The organism is Streptomyces sp. SID14478, from assembly GCF_010548525.1.
In the GTDB taxonomy this organism is placed as follows: Bacteria; Actinomycetota; Actinomycetes; order Streptomycetales; family Streptomycetaceae; genus Streptomyces.
The window spans coordinates 1-2,365 of the sequence record NZ_JAAGMG010001156.1 but is presented as its reverse complement, the minus strand read 5'-3'; the positions used below and the strand labels follow the sequence as shown (position 1 = coordinate 2,365).

General features: G+C 73.7%; 3 protein-coding genes and 1 pseudogene. All 4 read right to left on the bottom strand.

Annotated features, from left to right (window positions below):
• Positions 1-276: pseudogene (locus tag G3I40_RS37050) on the bottom strand (ABC transporter permease); the annotation flags it as partial.
• The gene (locus tag G3I40_RS37045) at positions 273-989 is read right to left on the bottom strand and encodes an ABC transporter ATP-binding protein (protein ID WP_164559217.1); all 717 of its coding nucleotides are present in this window, start codon (positions 987-989) and stop codon (positions 273-275) included. The gene G3I40_RS37045 and the pseudogene G3I40_RS37050, both read right to left, overlap by 4 nt.
• On the bottom strand, positions 986-1,528 hold the full coding sequence (locus G3I40_RS37040; protein ID WP_164559216.1) for a PadR family transcriptional regulator: 543 nt from the start codon (positions 1,526-1,528) through the stop codon (positions 986-988). Before G3I40_RS37040 ends, G3I40_RS37045 begins: the two co-directional genes overlap by 4 nt.
• Before the next feature lie 109 nt (positions 1,529-1,637).
• On the bottom strand, positions 1,638-2,365 hold a 728-nt coding region (locus G3I40_RS37035; protein ID WP_164559215.1), incomplete at its 5' end, for a discoidin domain-containing protein.

The window sequence follows — 2,365 nt, the reverse complement described above, 5'->3', positions numbered from 1 at the left end:
GCCGATCCGGGCGCACTGGCCGAGGAAGCCGAGCACCGGGATCAGCAGGAGCACCAGACCGGCGACGACGCCGTGCCGGGTGCCGGGCTGGTCGAGCAGCCCGTGGCCGTACGCGAATCCGTACTGCCCGGTGACGCCCGCCAGTGCCACCGCCCCCGCGGCGAACCCCGTCGCCACCGCCGCCCCCACGGCGGTGAGTGCGGACCGCTGCCGCTCCAGCCGGTCCGCGCCGCGGGTCAGCAGCCACGCGAGGCGCAGGTCGGAGGTGACGCTCATCGCGCCACCTCCGAGGGCGACGCGGCGCCGGTGGCCCCGAAGGGGCCGGAGATCTCCTGCACCACCCCGTCCCGCAGGCTCACCTCCCGGTCCGCGTACGCCGCCACCTGCGCCTCGTGCGTCACCAGAACCACGGCCGTGTGCGTCTCGCGCGCGGTGTGGACCAGTGAGGTCAGGACCTGCTCGGTGGCCAGGGAGTCGAGGGCGCCGGTGGGCTCGTCGGCGAAGACGGCCCGGGGCTCGGTCACCAACGCCCGTGCCAGGGCGACCCGTTGGGCCTGGCCGCCGCTCATCTCGCCCGGCCGCAGCTCCCGCTGGCCGCGCACCCCGAACCGCTCCAGCCAGCCGTCGGCCTCCTCCTGTGCCACGGCCCGGCGCCGGCCCGCGAGCAGCAGCGGCAGCGCGACGTTGTCCAGGGCCGTCAACTCCGGGATGAGCTGGCCGAATTGGAGAACCACCCCGAACTCCGTGCGGCGCAGCTCGCTCAGCCGCTCCTCGCCGTAGGCGTCGAGGCGCTCGCCGTCGTACGTCACCGAGCCCGCGTCGGGGCGGACGATGCCGGCCAGGCAGTGCAGCAACGTGGACTTGCCGCTGCCGCTGGCGCCCGTGACGGCGAGGATCTCGCCGGAGCGGACCGCGACGTCGGCGCCGCGCAGGGCGGGCGTCCTGCCGTACGACTTCGTGAGTCCTTCGGCGGACAGGAGTGTGCTCATGCTGCGGTGACCTCCGCGGTCAAAGTGGTGAGCCGGGCGGCGGTGGTGGTCATCCAGCGCAGATCGGCGTCGAGGTGGACGAGGGCGTAGTCGGCGGACAGGACGGTGGTGAGGTCGGAGTCCGGCGCCGCCTTCAGTGCGGTCAGCTCGCGCATCCGCGCCATGTGCGCGGCCCGCTGGGCGAGCAGCTGCGCGGCGGGGTCGGTCCCGCCGTCGGCGAGCAGGATGGCGACGACGACCTTGGTGAAGATCTCGTTGGCGACGTGGGGCGCGGGCGGGGTGACTTCCCGGGCCCAGCCGAGGAGTTCCTCCCTGCCCCGGCTCGTCGCGCGGTAGACGGTCCGCTCGGGCCCCCCGTCGGAGTCGGTGCCCTCGACCTCGGCCAGGCCGTCGCGGACCAGCCGCTGCAGCGTCGTGTAGACCTGCGCGTACGCGAGGGGGCGGGCCTGCGGGAACCGCTCGTCGTGGCGTCGCTTGAGGTCGTAGCCGTGGCTCGGACCGGAAGCGAGCAGCCCCAGCAAGGCATGGCGGGTGCTCATGACGATGAGTATGTACCGCGTATATGTACTGAGTACATAGCGGGCCGCGATGTGTTCTAAGTGGTAACCATGATTCCGTTTCCTTGTCCGGTGCAGGTTCCGGTGCGGGTCAGTCGGCGACCGCGTACGCCTCCACCGACCACAGCGACATCCCGTACTGCGTGGCCCGCTTGTCGCCGACGACGCGTACGAAGCGCACGTCCTTCGCGTCCATCCGCACCGACTCGCGCCCGCCGTGCCCGTCGCGCACCGTCGCCGCCGTGCGCCAGCTGCGGCCGTCGGACGAGGTCTGGACGCGGTAGCCGCTCGCGTACGCGTCCTGCCAGCGCAGCACGACCTGGCCGAGCCTGACCGGCTGCGCGAACTCGGCCTGCCACCACTCGCCGTCCTTCGCCGGGGACGACCAACGGCTCGCCGCGTCCCCGTCGTTGGCGCCCTTCGCCGGGAAGTCCGGGGTCTCGTCGGCGGAGGACGAGGCCTTGGCGGCACGGGCCAGGTCGGGGCCCGCCGTGCGCGGATAGGCGCGCACGGACAGCGTCCGGGTCTCGCCGCCGAAGGTCAGCGGGATGTCGTACGTCCCCGCCGGGGTGTCCTTGGGGACCGTGACCTTCACCGGCACGTCGACCGTGGTGCCGCGCGGCAGCTCGGACTTCTTCGGCACCTCGGCGCGGATCCCGTGCGGCGCCTTCGCCGCCAGTTCGCCGTCGACGTCCGCGGGGCGCCGGGCGGTCAGCCGCGCCGTCACCTCCTGCGCGCCGCCGCCGATCTCCGCGTCGGCCTCGGTGCGCGGCAGCGTGAAGGAGGCGGCGGGGGAGTCGGCGTACCAGGGGACGAGGT